General features: G+C 43.4%; 25 protein-coding genes. 22 read left to right on the plus strand and 3 right to left on the minus strand.

The window, feature by feature from the left end; all coding sequences use genetic code 11:
• Positions 1-13 precede the first annotated feature (13 nt).
• The 19 genes from rpsH (at position 14) to prfA (ending at position 11,402) form a co-directional block, all read left to right on the plus strand.
• On the plus strand, positions 14-415 hold the full coding sequence (gene rpsH, locus V7K35_RS26775) for a 30S ribosomal protein S8 (RefSeq protein WP_012410712.1): 402 nt from the start codon (positions 14-16) through the stop codon (positions 413-415).
• An 85-nt stretch (positions 416-500) separates the two neighbouring features.
• Positions 501-1,049 (plus strand): 50S ribosomal protein L6, encoded by a 549-nt coding sequence (gene rplF, locus V7K35_RS26780; protein WP_273765825.1) that lies wholly within the window; start codon positions 501-503, stop codon positions 1,047-1,049.
• A 2-nt stretch (positions 1,050-1,051) separates the two neighbouring features.
• Positions 1,052-1,414, plus strand: coding sequence for a 50S ribosomal protein L18 (rplR, locus tag V7K35_RS26785; RefSeq protein ID WP_196518364.1), 363 nt, complete (start codon positions 1,052-1,054; stop codon positions 1,412-1,414).
• Between the two features lie 156 nt (positions 1,415-1,570).
• A complete protein-coding gene (rpsE, locus tag V7K35_RS26790) occupies positions 1,571-2,098 on the plus strand; it encodes a 30S ribosomal protein S5 (RefSeq protein WP_273765822.1) in 528 nt (175 codons plus the stop codon).
• 48 nt (positions 2,099-2,146) lie between these two features.
• Positions 2,147-2,590 carry a 50S ribosomal protein L15 gene (gene rplO, locus V7K35_RS26795; protein WP_273765821.1) on the plus strand — a complete coding sequence of 148 codons (444 nt, stop codon included), beginning with the start codon at positions 2,147-2,149 and terminating at the stop codon, positions 2,588-2,590.
• 74 nt (positions 2,591-2,664) lie between these two features.
• Positions 2,665-3,978, plus strand: a complete 1,314-nt coding sequence (gene secY, locus V7K35_RS26800; RefSeq protein ID WP_334793708.1) for a preprotein translocase subunit SecY — start codon at positions 2,665-2,667, stop codon at positions 3,976-3,978.
• The gene (locus V7K35_RS26805) at positions 3,978-4,532 is read left to right on the plus strand and encodes an adenylate kinase (protein WP_335083202.1); all 555 of its coding nucleotides are present in this window, start codon (positions 3,978-3,980) and stop codon (positions 4,530-4,532) included. The genes secY and V7K35_RS26805 overlap by 1 nt, the downstream gene beginning before the upstream one ends.
• 178 nt (positions 4,533-4,710) lie before the next feature.
• Positions 4,711-4,935, plus strand: a complete 225-nt coding sequence (gene infA, locus V7K35_RS26810; protein ID WP_006276978.1) for a translation initiation factor IF-1 — start codon at positions 4,711-4,713, stop codon at positions 4,933-4,935.
• Positions 4,936-5,051: 116 nt separating this feature from the next.
• The gene (gene rpmJ / locus V7K35_RS26815; RefSeq protein WP_015200862.1) at positions 5,052-5,165 is read left to right on the plus strand and encodes a 50S ribosomal protein L36; all 114 of its coding nucleotides are present in this window, start codon (positions 5,052-5,054) and stop codon (positions 5,163-5,165) included.
• A 115-nt stretch (positions 5,166-5,280) separates the two neighbouring features.
• Positions 5,281-5,661, plus strand: a complete 381-nt coding sequence (gene rpsM / locus V7K35_RS26820; RefSeq protein WP_069070762.1) for a 30S ribosomal protein S13 — start codon at positions 5,281-5,283, stop codon at positions 5,659-5,661.
• Positions 5,662-5,715: 54 nt separating this feature from the next.
• Entirely contained in the window at positions 5,716-6,111 is a 396-nt protein-coding gene (rpsK, locus tag V7K35_RS26825; protein WP_334793706.1) for a 30S ribosomal protein S11, read from the plus strand.
• A 296-nt stretch (positions 6,112-6,407) separates the two neighbouring features.
• The gene (locus tag V7K35_RS26830; RefSeq protein ID WP_273765776.1) at positions 6,408-6,542 is read left to right on the plus strand and encodes a hypothetical protein; all 135 of its coding nucleotides are present in this window, start codon (positions 6,408-6,410) and stop codon (positions 6,540-6,542) included.
• On the plus strand, positions 6,523-7,470 hold the full coding sequence (locus V7K35_RS26835) for a DNA-directed RNA polymerase subunit alpha (protein WP_273765775.1): 948 nt from the start codon (positions 6,523-6,525) through the stop codon (positions 7,468-7,470). Before V7K35_RS26830 ends, V7K35_RS26835 begins: the two co-directional genes overlap by 20 nt.
• A 32-nt stretch (positions 7,471-7,502) precedes the next feature.
• Positions 7,503-7,853: a 50S ribosomal protein L17 gene (rplQ, locus tag V7K35_RS26840; RefSeq protein ID WP_334793705.1), complete on the plus strand. Its 351-nt coding sequence runs from the start codon at positions 7,503-7,505 to the stop codon at positions 7,851-7,853.
• Positions 7,854-7,906: 53 nt separating this feature from the next.
• Positions 7,907-8,755 (plus strand): tRNA pseudouridine(38-40) synthase TruA, encoded by an 849-nt coding sequence (gene truA / locus V7K35_RS26845; protein ID WP_335083204.1) that lies wholly within the window; start codon positions 7,907-7,909, stop codon positions 8,753-8,755.
• Between the two features lie 193 nt (positions 8,756-8,948).
• A complete protein-coding gene (gene rplM, locus V7K35_RS26850) occupies positions 8,949-9,410 on the plus strand; it encodes a 50S ribosomal protein L13 (protein ID WP_229450944.1) in 462 nt (153 codons plus the stop codon).
• The gene (gene rpsI / locus V7K35_RS26855) at positions 9,410-9,826 is read left to right on the plus strand and encodes a 30S ribosomal protein S9 (protein ID WP_335083206.1); all 417 of its coding nucleotides are present in this window, start codon (positions 9,410-9,412) and stop codon (positions 9,824-9,826) included. The genes rplM and rpsI overlap by 1 nt, the downstream gene beginning before the upstream one ends.
• Positions 9,827-9,958: 132 nt before the next feature.
• Positions 9,959-10,201: a 50S ribosomal protein L31 gene (gene rpmE / locus V7K35_RS26860; RefSeq protein ID WP_273765764.1), complete on the plus strand. Its 243-nt coding sequence runs from the start codon at positions 9,959-9,961 to the stop codon at positions 10,199-10,201.
• Between the two features lie 103 nt (positions 10,202-10,304).
• Complete coding sequence (gene prfA / locus V7K35_RS26865) at positions 10,305-11,402, plus strand: peptide chain release factor 1 (RefSeq protein WP_334793703.1); 1,098 nt, start codon at positions 10,305-10,307, stop codon at positions 11,400-11,402.
• A 535-nt stretch (positions 11,403-11,937) separates the two neighbouring features.
• Here the strand turns inward: prfA and V7K35_RS26870 are convergent.
• Both V7K35_RS26870 and V7K35_RS26875 read right to left on the minus strand, forming a co-directional pair.
• Positions 11,938-12,273: a hypothetical protein gene (locus V7K35_RS26870; protein WP_334793702.1), complete on the minus strand. Its 336-nt coding sequence runs from the start codon at positions 12,271-12,273 to the stop codon at positions 11,938-11,940.
• Between the two features lie 148 nt (positions 12,274-12,421).
• Positions 12,422-12,709, minus strand: coding sequence for a metal ABC transporter solute-binding protein, Zn/Mn family (locus tag V7K35_RS26875; RefSeq protein ID WP_335083208.1), 288 nt, complete (start codon positions 12,707-12,709; stop codon positions 12,422-12,424).
• 540 nt (positions 12,710-13,249) lie between these two features.
• Here V7K35_RS26875 and V7K35_RS26880 point away from each other — a divergent pair.
• From V7K35_RS26880 to V7K35_RS26890, 3 genes are all read left to right on the plus strand, one after another.
• Positions 13,250-13,354, plus strand: coding sequence for a Rieske 2Fe-2S domain-containing protein (locus V7K35_RS26880; protein WP_335083217.1), 105 nt, complete (start codon positions 13,250-13,252; stop codon positions 13,352-13,354).
• A 179-nt stretch (positions 13,355-13,533) separates the two neighbouring features.
• Complete coding sequence (locus V7K35_RS26885; protein WP_335083211.1) at positions 13,534-14,319, plus strand: HAD family hydrolase; 786 nt, start codon at positions 13,534-13,536, stop codon at positions 14,317-14,319.
• A 484-nt stretch (positions 14,320-14,803) separates the two neighbouring features.
• Positions 14,804-15,979 carry a DNA double-strand break repair nuclease NurA gene (locus tag V7K35_RS26890; RefSeq protein WP_335083213.1) on the plus strand — a complete coding sequence of 392 codons (1,176 nt, stop codon included), beginning with the start codon at positions 14,804-14,806 and terminating at the stop codon, positions 15,977-15,979.
• A 378-nt stretch (positions 15,980-16,357) separates the two neighbouring features.
• On the opposite strand, the gene nadC is transcribed toward V7K35_RS26890, so the two are convergent.
• Positions 16,358-17,224, minus strand: a complete 867-nt coding sequence (gene nadC / locus V7K35_RS26895) for a carboxylating nicotinate-nucleotide diphosphorylase (RefSeq protein ID WP_335083215.1) — start codon at positions 17,222-17,224, stop codon at positions 16,358-16,360.
• Between the last annotated feature and the right edge of the window lie 176 nt (positions 17,225-17,400).

Consider the following 17,400-nt stretch of genomic DNA (forward strand, 5'->3'; position numbering starts at 1 on the left):
TATAGAGGGAACGATGGCGGCTAACGACACAATTGCAGATATGCTGACGCGCATCCGCAATGCCAACCTGGCGCGGCATCAAACTACACAAGTGCCAGCTACAAAAATGACCCGGAGCATTGCCAAAGTGCTACGGGAGGAAGGCTTTATTGCTGAAATCGAAGAAGCAGAAGAAGGGGTAAAGCACAATCTGGTGATTTCCCTGAAATACAAGGGGAAGAATCGTCAGCCTCTAATCACCGCTTTAAAGCGAGTGAGTAAACCTGGCTTGCGTGTTTACTCCAATAGAAAAGAATTGCCAAGGGTACTAGGTGGCATTGGCATTGCCATTATTTCTACATCCAGTGGCATTATGACTGACCGCGAAGCGCGGCGTCAGAACTTGGGTGGCGAAGTGCTTTGTTACGTTTGGTAGTCACCAGAAGTGAGGAGTTAGGAGTGAGGAGTTAGTTATAAAAACTGATAACTCATAACTCATAACAGGATAAAGGACAAAAGTTATGTCTCGTATTGGTAAACGTCCAATTACTATTCCCGCCAAAGTCCAAGTGGCGATTGATGGTACGAATATTGTGGTGAAAGGCCCGAAAGGAGAACTTTCTCGCACTCTAACAGCTAATGTCTCAGTCTCCCAAGAAGGAGAAATATTACAGGTAAATCGTCGGGACGAAACTCGTACCTCAAAGCAACTGCACGGCTTGAGCCGTACTTTAGTTGCGAATATGGTCGAGGGAGTTTCCCAAGGTTTTCAACGCCGTTTGGAAATTCAAGGTGTTGGTTACAGGGCACAACTTCAAGGGCGTAACCTAGTTTTAAATATGGGTTACAGCCATCAAGTGCAAATTGTTCCCCCAGATGGAATTCAGTTTGCAGTAGAAGGTACCACTAACGTCATTGTCAGCGGCTATGACAAAGAAATCGTAGGTAACACAGCCGCCAAAATTCGTGCCGTTCGTCCACCAGAACCTTACAAAGGTAAAGGCATTCGCTATGCCGGTGAAGTGGTCAGACGGAAAGCTGGTAAGACTGGTAAGGGTGGTAAGAAGTAGAAATGAAACTTACTCGTAGAGAATCAAAAAACCGTCGTCATCGACGCGTTCGTGGCAAAGTTATTGGCTCCCCAGAACGTCCGCGTCTAGCGGTATTTCGTTCAAATGAGCATATTTATGCCCAGGTAATTGATGATACTCAGCATCAAACCATAGTGGCAGCATCGACTGTAGAACCAGAGTTGAAATCTAGTTTAGCGTCATGTGCAAACCGTGACGCATCGGTGCAGGTTGGTAAGTTGATTGCAGTGCGATCGCTAGAAAAAGGTATCACTAAAGTAGTCTTTGATCGCGGTGGTAACTTATATCATGGTCGTGTCAAAGCACTAGCTGATGCAGCACGCGAGGCTGGTTTAGATTTCTAAAGTCATTGGTCATTAGTCATTAGACAAAGGACAAATGACAACTGACCCTTCGGGTGACGCTCTTACGTCGCTATCGCTTCGCTAACGCCAGTTACTCATGGGGGAAACCCCTCTGAGCGAGTGGCTCACAAATGACGTTCACCAAAGCACTAAATTATGGCAACAGAGCGTAAAAGTAGAACAAAGCGTGCCAAAAAAGAAGAAACTACCTGGCAAGAACGGGTGATCCAAATCCGACGCGTGAGTAAGGTGGTCAAAGGTGGTAAAAAACTCAGCTTCCGAGCGATCGTTGTCGTCGGTAACGAACGCGGTCAAGTTGGTGTAGGAGTAGGCAAAGCCTCAGATGTAATTGGTGCCGTAAAAAAAGGCGTAGCCGACGGTAAAAAACACCTCATTGACATCCCAATCACCAAATCCAACTCCATCCCCCATCCCATTGATGGTGTTGGTGGCGGTGCAAAAGTGATTATGCGTCCAGCCTCACCTGGTACTGGAGTAATTGCTGGTGGTGCTGTGCGGACTGTGTTGGAATTGGCAGGAGTTCGTAACGTCTTAGCCAAGCAACTTGGCTCCAATAATCCGCTCAATAATGCTAGAGCCGCAGTCAATGCCTTATCTACACTGCGGACTCTTTCCGAAGTCGCCGAAGATCGCGGTATTCCTATTGAAAGTCTCTACATTTAGTAGAGTCGCACTTACAGAGTTTTTGTGTAAACAAGTACTAATTACATCATGAGACTCAACGATGTTAAGCCGCAAAAAGGCTCAAAGAAACGCAAGAAACGTGTAGCTAGGGGTATTTCTGCCGGTCAAGGTGCCAGTGCTGGCCTAGGTATGCGAGGTCAAAAATCTCGCTCTGGTAGTGGTACTCGACCAGGTTTTGAAGGTGGTCAACAGCCATTGTACCGCCGCTTACCGAAACTGAAGGGCTTTCCGATTGTGAATCGGAAAATTTACACTACGATTAATGTAGAGAAGCTAGCCTCCCTTCCCGCTAATACGGAAGTAACTTTGACCTCCTTGAAAGCAGCAGGTATCCTTACTGCTGTCAAGGGACCATTGAAAATTTTAGGTAACGGGGAATTGAGCACTCCGCTCAAGGTACAAGCGGCAGCTTTCACAGGTACAGCTCGTAGCAAAATTGAGGCAGCTGGTGGGAGTTGTGAAGTCTTATGAGTGAGCCGGAACAGCGCACTTAAATGCAAGCCAACTCGCTGTCAGCGCCTGGTTCACTATAAAGGTAGCACTCTATGATCAGTCGAGATAAAGCCCCAACGGCTCAAGAAACTTTTATGCAGATGGCACAAGCAGCTGGCCTTAGAGGTAGGCTGCTTGTTACCGTCGGTATTTTAATTTTGGTTCGCCTGGGCATCTTTTTGCCAGTACCAGGGATTGATAGAGGGCGGTTTCACGACGCCATATCGAGCAATAATTCCATATTCGGTTTATTGGATATATTCTCCGGACGAGGACTTTCGACTTTGGGCGTCTTTGCTTTAGGGATTTTACCCTTCATTAATGCGTCCATTATCATCCAATTGCTCACCGCTGCAATTCCATCTTTAGAAAATTTACAGAAAAATGAAGGCGAAGCGGGTCGGCGGAAAATATCGCAAATTACCCGCTATGTAACTGTATGTTGGGCGATTCTTCAAAGTGTGGCTTTTTCGGCATTATTCCTCCAACAATTTGCCTTAAGCCCAGGACCAATCTTTGTAGCTGAAACTGCGATCGCTCTGACGGCTGGTTCCATGTTCGTAATGTGGACATCAGAACTAATTACAGAACGTGGTATTGGAAATGGCGCATCATTGTTGATTTTTGTCAACATTGTCGCGTCATTACCAAAAGCTTTAGGCGATACTATCGATTTGGTGCAAGTCGGCGGCCGGGAAACAGTGGGTCGCGTGATAGTACTGATCTTAGTTTTCCTAGCAACCATTGTTGGTATTGTGGTTGTGCAGGAAGGAATGCGCCGCATCCCGATTATTTCGGCTCGTCGCCAAGTAGGTCGTCGAGTTTTGGCAGAACAACGTAGCTTTTTACCCTTACGGCTAAATCAAGGCGGTGTGATGCCAATTATTTTTGCAGCGGCCATCCTCAGTTTGCCACTGCTGATTGCTAATTTCGCCAAGAATGCCGAATTGGCAAATATAATTAACACTTATCTGAGTCCAAGCGGTTCTGGCTCTTGGGTCTATGCCTTGGTCTACATGATTTCTATCATTTTCTTCAGCTACTTCTATTCTTCGTTGATTCTCAACCCAGTAGATGTGGCGCAGAACTTGAAAAAAATGGGTTCTAGTATTCCTGGTATTCGTCCCGGCAAAGCAACTAGTGAGTATATCGAGCGCGTGTCAAACCGACTCACTTTTTTGGGGGCGATCTTTTTGGGACTCGTTGCTATTATCCCAACAGGTGTGGAAAGAGCTTTAGGAGTACCCACATTTAAGGGGTTGGGTGCTACCTCTTTGTTAATTCTAGTTGGTGTGGCGATTGATACAGCAAGACAAATCCAAACTTACGTGATCTCTCAGCGCTATGAAGGAATGGTGAAACAATAGTGACGCGACTAATCTTCTTGGGACCGCCTGGAGCTGGTAAAGGAACACAAGCTCAAACTTTGGCTGAACACTTGAATATTCCCCATGTTTCTACGGGTGAAATATTAAGACAAGCCATGAAAGAGCAGACTCATTTGGGCATAAAGGCTCAAAACTATGTAAATAGCGGCGAGTTAGTCCCTGACCAGCTAGTGCAGGACTTGGTACAGGAGCGCCTCAGCCAACCAGATGCAAAAAATGGTTGGATTCTTGATGGTTTTCCTCGCAAAGTGACGCAAGCGGCTTTTCTAGAAGAATTGCTGGAAACAATATATCAGAGTGGCGAAAGGGTAGTTAATCTAGATGCACCAGATGAAGTTGTAATTGCACGTTTGCTAGCTAGAGGACGAAAAGATGATACCGAAGAGGTGATTCGTCGTCGGTTAGAAGTGTACCGCACTGAAACTGCACCCTTAATTGATTATTACCGCGATCGCCAAAAACTTTTAACAATAAATGGCAATCAGTCCCAAGAAGATGTCACTGTTGAACTGCAACAGGTAATAACTTCCTAACTTGAGAAAAAGGAGTAGAGGATTCACCACTTACTACTCCCCACTCCCCCTACTAAGAAGCAGATCCATTTTAGCTAAGATATATTAAGAAACTGTTGATATATTTCTTAAAGTGTGTTCTCTTGCAGATGAAGTGCTGCAACTGAACACGAGATTGTTGAGTTGAGGAAAAAACAAATTGTCTAAGCAAGATTTAATTGAAATGGAAGGCACGGTTACAGAGTCCTTGCCCAATGCGATGTTTCGCGTTGACTTGGACAATGGATTTAACGTGCTGGCTCACATTTCCGGCAAGATTCGCCGCAATTATATCAAGATTTTGCCCGGCGATCGCGTCAAGGTAGAGTTAACTCCTTACGACTTGACCAAAGGCAGAATTACCTATCGACTACGAAAGAAGTAATTATATGTAGAAATCTTATCATAAAACCATTTTTTGGACTGTTTACTAGTCTATTAAGTGGATTAATTTCCCTAGAAATGCTATAACTTAATATTTGGAGTCAAAAAATAAAAGGCATGAAAGTTAGAGCCTCAGTCAAGAGAATTTGTGAAAAGTGTAACGTGATCAAACGTCGTGGTCGCGTCATGGTGATTTGCGTGAACCCCAAGCACAAGCAACGTCAAGGATAGTCCTCTTACCAATAGAGTGAGTTGTAACACGCATATGATCATTAAAACGAAAAGACGCGATTAATCACGTTTTTCTAACCAACAATAATTGCGAGAACAATAGGGAGAGTTCATTGTGGCACGTATTGCCGGAGTAGACCTTCCACGCGATAAGCGCGTCGAGATCGGTCTGACTTACATCTACGGAATTGGGTTATCACGCTCTCAAGAAATTATAGCGGCTACTGGTGTGAACCCAGACACCCGCGTTAAGGACTTAAGTGATGCCGATGTAACAGCCCTGCGAGGGGAAATAGAAAGCAACTATCAAGTTGAAGGCGACTTGCGGCGCTTGGAGTCTTTGAACATCAAGCGCTTAGTTGACATTGGTACCTATAGAGGGCGTCGTCATCGCATGGGCTTACCAGTCAGAGGACAAAGAACTCGCACAAATGCCAGAACCCGTCGAGGGAGAAGGCAGACAGTGGCTGGTAAGAAGAAGGCTCCAGGGAAATAAATTTGCAACGCTTGCTAATCAGAGCAAGTTTTACCTTAAATCAACTAAACAAGTATGGCGAAACAACCAACTAAAAAATCCGGGAGCAAAAAGCAGAAGCGGAACGTACCTAATGGGATGGCCTACATCCAGTCTACTTTCAACAATAGCATTGTCACCATTACCGATCAAAATGGAGATGTCATCTCCTGGGCTAGTGCTGGTTCTAGCGGTTTTAAGGGAGCAAAAAAGGGAACTCCCTTTGCAGCGCAAACCGCTGCTGAAAGTGCAGCCCGTAGGGCCATTGATCAAGGAATGCGCCAAATTGAGGTAATGGTCAGTGGGCCAGGAGCAGGTAGAGAAACTGCTATCCGGGCACTTCAAGGAGCAGGACTGGAAATTACACTCATTCGAGATATTACCCCTATTCCTCACAATGGTTGCCGTCCACCCAAGCGCCGTCGAGTTTAAACACCAAGACTTGAGCATTGAAGACGAGAAGTTACAGCCAAACCAAGTAAAGTTACTTGCAATGACAGCTTGGGCGTCTAACGTGCAAACTGTCATTGGGTGAAAGCTTGGGCTACCAGAAGTGCGTCAGATTTTCCCGCCGGGAAAGCTGTTAAACTTCGGGCTACCCAAAATATTATCAATCAATTTTGGATTTTAGATTTGCGATTTTAGATTGAACCCAACTACAAGGGTACAGGGCCTCGTGGATTTTAAGTTGATGATTTAAGATTTGTTGTGCCTGCAAGAGGCGGAGCATGAACCAAAGAAGCACAATCCAAAATCCAAAATCCAAAATCGAAAATTGGCAATCAATTCGGGAGGCAATTGATTTGTCTGCTAGCAGCACCTTAGAAAAAGGGAGGCTCATCCGTGGCGCAGTTTCAGATTGAATGTGTAGAGTCGAATACTGATGAAAGTCGGAACCATTACAGTAAATTTGTTTTGGAACCTCTAGATCGTGGTCAAGGAACAACAGTTGGCAACGCACTGCGGCGGGTTTTACTGTCCAACCTAGAAGGTACAGCAGTAACAGCAGTGCGGATTGCAGGCGTTTCACACGAGTTTGCTACAGTTTCGGGTGTGCGGGAAGATGTACTGGAAATCCTCATGAAAATGAAGGAAGTTATCCTAAAAAACTATTCCTCACAACCCCAAATTGGTAGATTACTTGTTAACGGTCCAGCAACTATCACTGCGGCACATTTTGATTTACCTAGTGAAGTAGAAGTCATCGATCCGACCCAGTATGTAGCCACCCTAGCTGAGGGAGGAAAACTGGAAATGGAATTTCGGATCGAAAAAGGCAAAGGCTATCGCACCGTAGAGCGAGGACGTGAGGAAGCCACATCTTTGGACTTTCTCCAAATCGACTCAATTTTTATGCCAGTGCGAAAAGTCAACTATAGTGTTGAAGAATCTCGTGGGGAAGGCTTGATCCCAAAAGACCGACTACTGTTGGAAGTTTGGACAAATGGCAGTATTTCCCCCCAAGAAGCACTATCCTCGGCCGCTGGGATCTTGGTAGATTTATTCAACCCGTTGAAAGACATCTCCCTGGAACCAACAGACACAGGTTCACATATTCCAGACGACCCAACTGCCCAGATACCGATCGAAGAGTTGCAACTCTCTGTGCGGGCATATAACTGTCTTAAACGGGCACAAGTTAACTCTGTGGCAGATTTGTTGGATTATACCCAAGAAGACCTCTTAGAAATTAAGAACTTTGGTCAGAAGTCAGCAGAAGAGGTTGTGGAAGCTTTGCAGCGACGCTTGGGTATCACCCTGCCAATGGAAAGAGGCTCTAAACACCCTTAAGAAAAACCGTTCATAACTCATAGTGCATAATTATGCGTCACCGTTGTCGCGTCAAAAAACTTAGTAAACCAGCTGATCAGCGCCGTGCTTTACTGCGATCGCTCGCCACCGAGCTGATCCGTCATGGTAAGATCACCACCACTTTAATTAGAGCGAAAGTTCTGCGAAGTGAAGTGGAAAAAATGATTACTCTAGCTAAAAATGGCTCCCTGGCAGCACGTCGGGAAGCTCTTGGCTACATCTTTGACAAACCACTGGTTCACGCTCTATTTGAGCAAGCTCCAACTCGATATGGCGATCGTCAGGGCGGTTATACCCGCATCCTACATACCGTACCGCGTCGGGGTGATAATGCAAAAATGGCAATAATTGAATTGGTTTAAGTCATTAGTCACTAGTCATTAGGTAACGACAAAAGACAAATGACAAAATCTGTATGTTAGAAAGCCACCAGCCTACACAAACTCATCGAGTAGCCTTGGTAATTCAATACCTGGGCACTCATTTTCATGGCTGGCAACGGCAAAAAAAACAGCGGACAGTTCAAGAAGAGATCGAAATTGCGATCGCTACTATTCTTGGGCATCATGTGACATTACACGGTGCCGGGCGAACCGATTCTGGAGTCCACGCTGCTGCTCAAGTAGCCCATTTTGAAGCAACAGGTTTAATTCCGCCTCACAAGTGGGCAACAATCCTCAACAGCTATCTGCCGCCAGATATATTAATCAGGGCTTCAGCTAGTGTAGATAACCGTTGGCACGCTCGCTTTAGTGCAGCCTATCGACGGTATCGCTACACAATATATACTGAAGATCGCCTTAACTTGTTTGTAAGACCTTTCAGTTGGCATTATTATTATGCACCCCTGGATGAATCCTTAATTCAAGCTGCCTTAAAACCTCTGTTGGGAAAGCATCACTTAGCTGCTTTTCACCGTGCAGGCTCTAAGCGATCGCATTCCTGGGTAGAGGTGCAAGCGGCAGAGTGTCGTCGCAGTGGGCCATTTATCCATATTGAAATACAGGCAGATGGATTTTTGTATGGCATGGTACGGCTGTTGGTAGGGATGCTGGTACAAGTAGGTTCTGGACAACGGACACTTTCTAACTTCACTGAACTCTGGAAAGAAGAACGTCGGGAAGAAGTAAAATATGCCGCACCGCCCCAAGGCTTGTGCTTGTTGCGAGTCGGCTATCCAGATTTTCCCTTTCCAAAAGAGATTTGGTACGACACCTTGCCAAAGTTCGTCACTAGTCAAGAGTCATTAGTCATTGGTTTTTAGTAACGACAAATGACAAAGCGCAAAGTCTGAGCGGAGGAAACCTCCGATCAGAACTTTGTAAGAGAGGACAAATGACTAATGACAAATTACCCTCCGGGTGACGCTTTTGCGTTCGGGCATCCTACGGCAGGCGCTAGCCTCTCCCTTTGGAGAAGACCGCACTGGCTCAAAAATGACAAAGGACAAATGACAAATGACAACTAGTAAAACATACCTTCCTTCTCAAGCGTCCCTTGAGCGCGAGTGGTACATAGTAGATGCCACCGATAAACGCCTCGGTCGCCTCGCAAGTGAAATCGCCCAAGTTTTAAGAGGCAAAAAGAAACCCGAATACACACCCCACCTAGATACAGGTGACTTCGTAATCGTCATCAATGCTGAGAAAGTAGCAGTCACAGGCAAAAAGCGCACTCAAAAGCTTTACCGTCGCCATTCTGGTCGCCCTGGTGGGATGAAAACGGAAACTTTTGCTAAACTGCAACAGCGCATACCAGAGCGGATTTTAGAACAGGCTGTTAAAGGTATGCTACCTAAAAATAGTCTGGGTAAGCAGTTGTTCACTAAGCTGAAAGTCTACGCTGGGCCTACGCATCCCCATGATGCTCAAAAACCTAAAGAACTACAAATTAGTACAATTCCTGGAGAAGAAAATTAATGGTAGTAGCAGACGCCAATAGCGGTCGCGCCGTATACTGGGGTACTGGTCGTCGTAAGAACGCAGTAGCAAGAGTCCGCTTGGTTCCAGGCACTGGTCAACTGACTGTGAACGGTAAAGATGGAAACTTGTATTTTCAATTCAATGCCAACTACCTGGGAGTGATCAAAGCACCCCTGGAAACTCTGGGACTAGAAAATGAATATGATATTTTGGTGAAAGCAGAAGGCGGCGGCTTGACCGGACAGGCTGATTCTGTTCGCTTAGGAGTTGCTCGTGCTTTGTGCCAACTAGACCCAGACAACCGCCCACCTTTGAAAATCGAAGGTTATCTGACTCGTGATCCGAGGGCAAAAGAGCGGAAAAAATATGGTTTACATAAAGCCCGGAAAGCGCCTCAGTACTCTAAGCGTTAAGCGATTGGGTACTAAAGACTGGGTATTGGGTATTGGAAAAGTCAGTTGTTTATATCTTTCCCAGTCCCCAATCCCTAGCTCCAATTGAAACCTGAAAGTTATAATTGATATAGATTCATCACAAAAAGAACAATGGCTAAATCTGATATTCACCCCAAGTGGTATCCAGATGCTAAAGTTTACTGCAACGGTCAAGTTGTTATGACCATTGGCTCTACCAAGCCAGAATTGCACGTAGATGTTTGGTCTGGAAATCACCCATTTTACACCGGCACTCAGAAGATTATTGATACTGAGGGTCGAGTAGAGCGCTTCCTCCGCAAGTACGGCATGAGCAGCACTCAAACATCTGGCGACGAACAAAAGAAAAAGTAGCGGGTTGGCTCTGCTGTTAACGACGGCCCTGCATCAGCTGGGTCGATTGTCATTTATATGCTCGAGCCAATTTGTTATTTTTTAAGGAGCGATCGCACTCGTCATGGCTGAATCATACTTACTGGATAAACTAAAATCTGTTGAACAAACCTTTAATGAGTTAACACGTCGTCTTGGCGACCCTGATACCGCTAGCAATCCTGATGAGTATCAACAAATTGCTAAGTCTCGTTCTTCTTTGGAAGAGGTAGTTAATACCTACGAAACTTGGAAAACAGCCCAAGAAGACTTGAGTGGAGCGCGTCAGGTTTACAAAGAATCTGCGAGTGACCCAGAGTTGCAAGAAATGGCAGCACTGGAAGTAAAGGAACTTGAACAAAAAATAGAATATTTAGAGTCTCGCTTGAAAGTTTTACTGCTACCACGCGACCCCAATGATGAAAAGAATATCATGTTGGAAATTCGCGCTGGTACTGGTGGCGATGAAGCGAGTATTTGGGCTGGCGATTTGATGCAGATGTACACCCGCTATGCCCAGACTCAAGGTTGGAAAGTTTCTCTAGTGAGCGAATCTCGAGGAGAAGTGGGTGGCTGGAAAGAGGTCATTCTAGAAATTAAAGGTAATGACGTTTACAGCCAGTTAAAGTTTGAAGCTGGAGTGCATCGTGTGCAGCGCGTGCCGGCAACTGAATCTGGGGGACGAGTTCATACTTCCACAGCTACCGTGGCGATTATGCCAGAGGTGGATGATGTGGAAATTCATATTGACCCCAAAGATATTGAAATGACCACAGCCCGTTCTGGCGGTGCTGGTGGACAAAATGTCAACAAGGTGGAAACAGCCGTTGACTTGATGCACAAACCAACGGGAATACGCATTTTCTGTACAGAAGAACGCAGCCAGTTGCAAAACAAAGAACGGGCAATGCAAATTCTGCGGGCGAAGTTGTATGATATCAAGTTAAGCGAACAACAGGAAGCTGTAACTTCTATGCGGCGATCGCAGGTTGGCACAGGATCGCGATCAGAAAAAATTCGCACCTACAATTATAAAGATAACCGCGCTACTGATCATCGGTTAGGTCAGAATTATTCCCTTAACCCTGTTCTGGAAGGTGATTTAGAGACGCTTATTCAATCTTGCATATCTCAAGACCAACAGGAACGTCTCGCGGAGTTAGCAACTTCTGCTACTAACTAATTTTTGCTGTTAAAAACCCTGTAAAATCACTTATGTGCTGTTGCTTTTAACAGACATAGGTGGTTTTCTAATATCACATAGAGTGCATCTTCCATTTCACTGGGATAATTATAATAAGCAAATTCGTACTTTATGAGATAATTTAGCTTCGCCCATTCTTTTAGGGTTTGACAGGCATAAATTAACTTCTCGGCCTTTGCGGGTTGTTTTACTAGAAAATCTCTAACCCAATCTTTACAAGGGTTGTCAAGTTCGACTATATGTCTTTTGTCAACGTAGCAACAAGGCTTGGCATAGTTGATGATAGTTTAGAGACAAAAAATAGGATTTTAAAATTTTGAGCTTCAACAGAATTTATTAGGTTGTACAATCCGCAAAAGCTATATAGAGTAATTATTAAGATTTATAAATATAAAATTTTATATCCTATGTTTACGCGAATTTAATTTTCTGACGGATCTACTTGATCAAAGAAGACAGATACGGGAACGCAAAGAAAGAACTCTCCGTACCTCCGTATCTCTTCAATGAAAGACTACCACCAAACTCGATTTCCATTTTCATCAACTCGTGCTTCCCGAATCATGTCGGAAATCTCTTCAGCATCTTTAACGTGGTGGAGTGCCTTCTTTTCACCGTCGGGTTCATCCACAACGAAGTAAGTTGGGACTGTGATCTTATCGCCTGTAATGTCTGGTACATCATCAACAGCTACCTGTTGAGCTTTTTCTTCAACTGATTGAGACTCATCAGCAATTCTATCTCCCGGATTTGCAGTTAAGTTTCTTTCGTTCACATCCGGTTTTTCGCGAGAATGCGAATCTTCGCTCACTGGTTGATTAATTTGATTTTCTTGATTATTCTCACTCATGGCTTTTTCAGGTATTCAAGAATGACACTCTAAGATAACATTTTAAAAAATCGAAGGTATAAATAATTCTTTCTCTAGAGAGATTTTGAGAAAATATTTGAGCGAAACACCTCTAAGGTTAGATATTCGCTCAGATGAATTTACTTCTTTAGTTGAAATAGCGGATATTTTCCCCCAATGCTTTTATAATGCTGTGAGTATTTACCTCTACTATTTTGATATAGAAATCTTTTTCACTTACCTTTGCACCAATTAAATCAGAGTAAAGTTGATTTGGTACTAATTTCACCCCTGCTTCTTGAGTAAAAGTTTTAATTAAAGCTGAGTTAATTGTAGTTTCAGCAAAAATTGCGAGAACACTTCCTATCTTTTTAATTGACTCAACTAATGTCTTGACTGTTTGAGCAGTTGGTTGTTCGCAATTCTTACAAATCAAATATGATTGCTGTATTTAGTCCTAAATCCGGTATTTTTACTATTAAATAACTTCAAACCAAAGAATAATTTCAACGCGATCGTGCCGTAGTATATTAATAAACCTTTCTTGAGAAATCGGGTCATGGAAGAAAATTCTTCTACTAATGGCAAAGTTCCAGCCAAGATAAAAACGCGCCGGGATTTTTTAACTTACATCTAGGTAGTACAGTCGCATCAGCAGCGATGGGATATTTATTTCCCAAGTCAGCCAAGGTCGTAAGATAAACCTAGAAACCCTTTGCTCGCTGTATCTAAAGAATTCACGCTGTCAAAATTATCTTCCAGGATCTGTGGCACTGGACAAAGACGGCAAGAAAATTCAGGCTAATGCACTATTACCGCAAAGCCCGGAATTCCAATTTTCGTAAAAGGCTTGCCAGACCATAACGTTGATTATCTCATTATTCAAGACGGGCCAAATATTGCTGAGTACGTTATCAGTCCAATTTGTACTTATTTAGGATGTACAGTTGAGTAGTATCCTGAGAAGAATCACTTTATTTGTCCTTGTCATGGATCTCAATACAATTCTCAGGGTCGAGTCGTTCATAGACCTGCTAAACGTTCTTTACCACTGATCACTGTAGTAGTCAAGCAAAATTAAATTCGTTTAATTGATTACAAACCTGCTGTAGATCCTCGTTAACCTACTAGTATCAAATCAGATTGGACAATGCCACCATACTTTTTGAGCAAGTCATAAATTATAAAATACTAACAAAAATTACTGCATAAATTAAATTTGTTAGGTAAGCTGACAACAGCAGTTTCATCCTCAAAACAATGACCGCAACTAGTCCCACAGTTTTAGCCCTGGACTTTGATGGAGTGATTTGTGACGGATTAATTGAATATTTTGAGGTAGCGTGGCGCACCTACTGTCAAATTTGGTCGCCTGCTAACGACACACCACCAGATGATTTAGCTTTGAGATTCTATCACCTGCGACCCGTAATTGAAACGGGTTGGGAAATGCCCCTTTTAATCAAAGCGTTGGTAGATGGAATTCCTGATGAAAAAATTCTTCATGAATGGGTAATCATTGCTCCGAAACTTTTGTTAAATGACAAGCTACAAGCAAGAGAAATTGGTGCAAAACTAGATAACCAACGGGATGAATGGATTACCACTGATTTAGACGGTTGGCTAAGTCTGCATAGATTTTATCCGGGTATAGTAGAAAAACTAAAATTAACTCTTGACAGTGGAGTTAAGCTATACATTGTGACAACTAAAGAAGGGCGTTTTGTACAGCAGTTGTTGCAACAAGAAGGAGTAAATTTACCAGCACGAGCGATTTTTGGGAAAGAAGTCAAGCGTCCCAAATACGAAATTATGCGAGAATTAAAGCAGGCAGAAACAGACAAACTAGTTAGTCTGTGGTTCGTAGAAGATAGACTCAAGACATTGCAGTTAGTCCAACAGCAAATAGACCTTGAAGATGTGAAACTGTTTCTTGCAGACTGGGGCTATAATACCCAAGCAGAAAGGGAAGTTGCCCAAAATGATCCGCGAATTAAGTTGTTATCATTGTCTCAATTTGCCAAAGATTTATCTGCTTGGCTTTAATATGTTAAATATATTTCAATAATCTCTTGATGCCTTCACCCTAAAAGGGCTTATCATTGCCCAGATATTTGTAACAGCCAAATTATTGCTTTGATCAATATCCCACCAAGAACTTACAGCACTTTGCAAGTCAATGAAGTACACCCCTCCCTAACTTTCCCCAATACCTTGGGGAGGGTGGATGATAGCGCGGGTGGGGTATTTTTATACCTTACATTGAAATCTGCTGTAACTTCCTGGCTTATACCCCAAGTCCACTCAAGTAGACTAAAATTATTAACTCAGTCCTCCGAAGATAACTTTAGTTATTAGCCTCGGAATTTATTCAAAGGCGGAATGTCAACGAATTGAGATATTTTAAAGATAGTAAGAAATTAGAAAAAATTTTAACTCTGCAAATTTTGGATTTTAGATTTCTCCTTTAATCTAAAATCCAAAATTAAAAATATAAAATTGAATGACTCCTAATTCAGCACTTACCTTTATGCTTGATCTGACAAAACTGGCGCGACAGATGCAGGGTTTAAGTCACCATCTTACCTTAGAAGCTGCTGCCAGTCGCCAGCGTTTAGAATTGGCGCAACAACATCTCAAAAATGCTTACGAGTCTCAACAAGATTTAATTGATCGCCAGGAAAAATGGCGCGATCGCATTCTCTTTGCTAATGCTACCCCAATTGAGCCGTTAGAAACCTGCATTGATATCCCAGTTCCTCCAAAAATCCATACTGTCGTCGCTACTGATGGTTCGCAAATTGCCCCCAATCATCACGAAATTGCTTACTGTTATCTCCTGAATATCGGCAGAGTAGTCTTACACTACGGACAAAACCGCCATCCGTTACTCGATAGTTTGCCAGAGGTATTTTATCGCCCGGAAGATTTATATATGTCTCGGCAATGGGGAATTAGAACTGAGGAATGGATGAGTTTTCGCCGCACTGCTTCAGAAACAACTGTGTTGGCAGAACTTGCATGTGCAGCGAAGGGGGAAGCACCAGCATTGGCAATGGTAGATGGTTCGTTAATTTACTGGTTTTTGGAACAGTTGCCAATTGATGCACGCGATCGCATTTTACCCCCCATCCTGGAAGCTTGGCAGCAGATGCGTGATGCTCAAATTCCGTTGATGGGCTATCTTAGTGCCTCTCGCAGCATTGAAACAATGAACTTTTTACGGTTGTTGGCTTGTCCCCATCCAGTACCAGACTGTAAAAGTTATTGCCCAAATCAGCTAGAAAAAGTAGCTTGTAAAGTTTTTGAACAGTTACGAGATACTTCTATTTGGGCAACCCGACTCAAACCGGGACAACGCAGTACCCTGTGGCGCAGTAATTCCCCCATTCTCGAACTCTACGGTGATCAAACCATTTACTTTTGCTATGTCCATGTTGGCACCGAAATCGCCCGGATCGAAGTTCCGGCATGGGTAGCAGAAAATGTAACCATGCTAGAGCAAGCTTTGGGATTAATGCTGGCACAAGTCCAAAAAGGATATGGCTACCCTGTAGCGATCGCAGAAGCGCATAATCAAGCAGTGGTTAAAGGTGGCGATAGAGCGCGTTTCTTTGCCCTCCTCGAACAACAAATGATCAAAGCTGGTTTGAAAAATGTTGGAATTTCTTACAAAGAAGCCAGAAAACGGGGCAGTATTGCGTGAAGGAGGCAGGAAGCAGAAGGTATGAATTAAGATTATTGACTGATAACTGTTAATTATCAAATAATATCAATTCTTTATGAAGATGCACAGAATTATCTGCCTTAAATCCTTGCTATATAAAGTGACTATTTTATGGAGGCTCACATAGAATTGGTCTAAACTACGAGAAATTGTACTTATTTTATTTTAGTTTAGTGAAATGGTAAATTTTCAGATGAGCGAGGACTGAAGCATCAAGTCTAAACTTGAGTAATCGCTTTTTTCTCGCTCTTCTTATTTCACATCGTAATAATATTTTAGACTTTATCTAAGTAACAATAGTAAAATTTACGTATATTTTTCCTATAAATTTATAAATCTTTACTGACACTTTGATAATTAAAGTACAATCCTCATACTCAAATCTAGCCACTTTGACTGAGTAATCGGCGCACTGCTAGAAATATAGTCAACACCCGTCTGTGCCACACCGCAAATCGTTTCCAAAGTCACATTCCCCGAAGCTTCAATTTTCACCCGGCTCTCGTGCTGGCGAATCAACTGCACCGCTTGACGCATCATATCTAAAGGCATATTGTCTAACATAATAATGTCAGCGCTATACTTCAAAGCTTCTTTCACCTGCTCTAAACTTTCGGTCTCAACCTCTATTGTCAAGGGATAAGGTATCTGAGAACGAATACGGGTAACTGCTTCTCCAATTCCACCAGCCGCCGCAATGTGATTATCCTTAATCATCACCGCATCATCCAACCCCATGCGGTGATTAATCGCCCCGCCCACAGCAGTCGCGTACTTTTCCAACAGTCTGAGTCCTGGTGTAGTTTTACGCGTATCCACCAACTGAGCAGGTAAATCGGCAATTTTCTCTACATATATATTAGTTAGCGTGGCAATCCCACTCAAGCACATAGCTAAATTTAGAGCAACTCGCTCCCCTATTAATAGTGCATCCAGCGAACCATAAATTTCAGCTACTACCTGTCCTGGCTCACACCATGCACCTTCAGCTGCAACCGCCACAAAGCTGACTTTTTCATTCAAAATCTGAAATACCCTAGCTGCAAGTGGTAAGCCAGTAATTATCCCTGAAGCTTTAGCTATCCATTTAGCCGAGCCTAGCGTCACATCTTTTACTAGTAGCGTATTTGTTGTGCGATCGCCCCTACCAATATCCTCCAACAACCAGTTACGCAAAAGTGGATCTAAAACCAACCAGGGCGGCAGAACAGCAGAATTTATCACAACTTTATTGCTTCCTTACTTCCACGAATACTATAGCCTAAACCCCCTACTATCTAAGGCTTTGATAGTGATGGAAAAAAAGTCCAAAATATTTTTGGAAAAATAGTTGACAAGCTTAAGGAGGTTCGCTATATTGAATAAGTGCCGGAAGCGAAGAGCTAAAAAGCGACGCTTTT

This window comes from Nostoc sp., from assembly GCF_036917275.1.
Lineage (GTDB): Bacteria > Cyanobacteriota > Cyanobacteriia > Cyanobacteriales > Nostocaceae > Nostoc.